Origin of the sequence: Streptomyces sp. NPDC007346, from assembly GCF_040703535.1 — a bacterium.
Taxonomy (GTDB): Bacteria; Actinomycetota; Actinomycetes; order Streptomycetales; family Streptomycetaceae; genus Streptomyces.
Genome location: NZ_JBEYKR010000271.1, coordinates 1 through 3488, shown reverse-complemented (window position 1 = coordinate 3488; position 3488 = coordinate 1). Strand labels below are relative to the sequence as shown.

Here is a 3488-nt window from a genome sequence, read left to right as displayed (position 1 = left end):
GAGGCCAGGCCATATTCGGAGTCGTGGGGGGGGGGGGGCGGGCGGGCCCGGGCGGCGGCCGGGGGGGGGGTGGGGGCGGTGCACCAGACCCTCCGCCGCTTCTGGTGCGCAGTAATCGCACGGCCGGGCAGAGCTGGCCACTGCACCCATCCCGTCGGGCGCACATGATCCTTCCCGGCGCTGTACGGCCTCCTGCGGCGCTTCGAGCGCCGCCCGACTCCCGAGCGGCGATCACGGGCCTCCTGTTCCTTCACAGCGGCGTACAGCGCTTCGTCCGGCCCGGGGTGCCTCTGGGCCCCCGGCCGCCTTGTCGCAGCTCGTCTTGGTGCCGGTGGTCTCGATCTCCCGGCCGCGAGCTCCGCTCTCAGGGGGGAGAGTTCAACCCGCGCATAGGCACTACAACTACTTACCTCTAATGGGGTGCAAGACGGTGCCCGGCCGCAGCCCCGCTGGGACGGCTTCCAGCGGCCCCCGGGTAAGCCCCGGCGGCGATCTCCAGCACCAGCCGGCGCGCCTTGCACCCTTCCCCGTGCAGCCCGTACTGCTGCTCCTGGTGGTGAAGGGTGCAAGAGCAGCGGAGGGTGCAAGAACGGGTGCTGCTCCGGCCGCCCGGCTCGTGGTGCAGCATTCGCCCGACCCGGGCGGCACACGGGTGCTGCACGGATAGCAAGGCCGGCCTCACTGTGCAGCGACTCGCCTCTCCCGACCCCGCTCCAGCTGCTCCCGCCGGTCGCGGCGCGCTTGGCCCAGACGTGAGCACGCCTGCGCCGCGCACTCGAAGTACACGTCGATGTCCACGCTGCGCTCGCGGCGGGCGACCTCGTACGCGCCCTTCAGCGCCTCGAAGGCGGCCACCACGGGCAGGGTGATGTCCTCGTGCGCCCCGGTCGCCGTGTCGAGGTAGTGGGCGAAGCCGAAGCTGTAGCTGTCGTCGCGCTCGTCCTCGAGGACCCGCTGGCGGGCCTGGCGGGCCGCCTCGAACCATCGCAGGCCGTCGTCCACGCCCAGGGCGTCCACGACGATCGCGAGGAACGGGGTCACCCGCTCTGCGGTCGCGGGCCAGCTGTCGGTGGCCGGGCCGAAGCGGTTGCCGAGCTCCTGGGTGAAGTGGAGGCGGAAGTCGTACGTCACCCTCCACTCCTACCGCGACGGCCGGCCCTCGGTCGGGCGGCACGCGGAGCTCCACTGCGGGAACGCCCGTACGCACCGTGCCACCTGCGACTGTCCCCCTGGAGGGACACAGCTCATGTGCCGTGTCGCGCAGGGGCGACACGGGTGTCAAGCAGAGGTGACACGGCAGGTGCTGGCGAGCATGAAGAAGGCGCCGTACCCGTCGGGTGCGGCGCCTGGGGAGATGTATGCAGCCTGGGCGCATACATCTCCGGCGAGCTCGGGAAGTCAGCCGGCGAGCCGGAGGGCGGGCCGGGCCTCGGGGGCTGGGGCGTCTTCGCCGCCGTCGGGGTCGGGGTTGGGGTCGAAGCCGGTGTCGGTGCGCGCGTCGCTCGTCCGCGGGGGGCGGATGTCGCCGGTGGGGAAGTTCAGCGGCCACACGAAGGTCTCGGGGTCGCTGAGGTGGTTGAGCATGTGGGGGAGCGACTCGTACGCGGCGAAGAGCGGGTGGATGAGCACGCTGCCCTGGCGGTGCCGGCCATCGAGGAGGCCCTTGTCCTTGAGCTGGCCGATCGCGCGGGAGACCGCGGCCTGGCTGATGTCGAGGCGCTTGGCGACGTCGGTCTGCCGGATCCTGACCACGCCGCTGGCATCTTGCCGGGCCTGGAGGACGTCGAAGACGTCGCGCGCTGTGGGGCTCAGCCGGGCGTTCGGCAGGACCTCGAAGGCGTCCGGGTTCCGGAAGCCGGGGACGGGGTTGTCGCTCATCGCTCTGCCTTCCTCACGTTCGGGATGACAATCTCGCGGGCCGTCAGGACCTTCGGACCCAGCTTGTTGACCAGGGCCCGCTGCCTGTCGCTCCCCCAACGGTAGGCGTAGAGGGGGTGCAGCCGGTACAGGCCCCTGCTCTCCTTCCAGGCGAAGTTCTGCCGGGAGAGCTCGCCGATCGACCGGGAGACCTTCGACTGCGAGCAGCCGAACTTGTCGGCCAGACCGCGCTGGGTCATCTTCACCAGGGACTCGTCGTCGTGGTGGACCGTCATGTGGTCCAGCACGTTCCTCGCCATGGAGGAGAAGTTGAACTTCCACATCTCGTCCTGGAGCCGCTGGGACGCGCTGAGGTGGATCCGCCCATAGAAGGCGTAGGGCTTCGAGTCGCCCTTCGTGGAGAAGGTGCCGCCCTTGCGCCCCAGTGCCTCCAGTCTCTTGAGCAGGTCCCGCGCGGACTCCAAACCGTAGAAGTCGTCGGCCTTCTGAGGCACCGGTACCGGGCGCACGGGCTTGGCGCCGACCGGCGCGCTACGCCTCTGGGACTGGGCCACTGGCCCCTCCTTACGAAGATCATCGAGGCGCATAACATACCAGCAGTGACATGTTATTCGCGGAACCATGCACCCGGCGGCGTGTCCCTTGCTCTCGACCCTTGATGCAGCTACGTGCATACAACTCCGACTCCAGCGGCACGTTGTATGCAGCCAGGGTGCATACAACTTCCGCGTTTCCGCAGGTCACAGCGCTGCGCCTTCTGTAATCTTTAAGAGCGGCCCGGATTCCACCGCAACCAGCCCCCGCCGATGACGCCCGTCGGCACCTCGCTCGCAGGCACGGCAGCAACGAGTCGACAACCACCGGATGACGGGAAGCTGCCGTGGCTGCGCTCGCTTCGCGTGCGGCACCGCGCCCTCGCGCGGACCGGTGGACAGCATCAACGGCTCTGAGTCTCGGGTGGTGCCAGCCGTGACGCTCTCAAGCCAGGAAGCGTGGCCAGCACCGGTGGGCGGTTCCGCCGCCCGGCCCTTGGGGCCGTTCGGCTCCGGAACCTCCGCACGCCGGAATTCCGGCTTTCCGATATCCGAGGTCCCGTTCTGTGGCTCAGGCCCGCAGATTACCAGTGTGGAATTCCTCGCGTGAGTTGGTGGGCCGAAATTCTGATGCGGACTTTTCATCGAAAGCTTCACCTTGACTGCTTGGTTGAGGGGTGCCCCTAAGTTCCGCCAACGCTACATGTGCATCTCTCGGATGCATCCACTACACTGGAACTCGACACGAACGAGCGACCCTCACCCTCGTAGCCAGCCTGGCCCGCGTCGAGGGCTCCAAGGTTCTGGAGGCACAGCCGGAAGGGCCGTCAGGCGGGGGAGCGCAGCGGACCCGCCAGGAGCGCTCCGCGCGCTCCCAACTCCCGTACTGAAGACCCCACTAGCCGCACTACCACACCCCAGTGGCACGGCCGCGCGATGCGCGGCCAGCCGGGCGCGCAGCGGCCGGCCCCACCGGTCCCAGGAGCGCAGCGGAGGGGACCGCCCACGCATCGCGTGGGCGAAGGGAGCGCAGCGACCGCCCCGCTTGCACATCGCGCAGCGATGTGGTACCCGCTC

Annotated in this window: 3 protein-coding genes; all 3 read right to left on the bottom strand. The window is 69.4% G+C overall.

All coding sequences use genetic code 11. The features are described 5' to 3' along the window. Positions 1-678: 678 nt before the first annotated feature. Positions 679-1131: a hypothetical protein gene (locus AB0917_RS33855; protein WP_366823543.1), complete on the bottom strand. Its 453-nt coding sequence runs from the start codon at positions 1129-1131 to the stop codon at positions 679-681. 267 nt (positions 1132-1398) lie between these two features. After that, complete coding sequence (locus tag AB0917_RS33850; RefSeq protein ID WP_366823542.1) at positions 1399-1878, bottom strand: MarR family transcriptional regulator; 480 nt, start codon at positions 1876-1878, stop codon at positions 1399-1401. Next, entirely contained in the window at positions 1875-2432 is a 558-nt protein-coding gene (locus AB0917_RS33845; RefSeq protein ID WP_366823541.1) for a hypothetical protein, read from the bottom strand. The genes AB0917_RS33850 and AB0917_RS33845 overlap by 4 nt, the downstream gene beginning before the upstream one ends. Between the last annotated feature and the right edge of the window lie 1056 nt (positions 2433-3488).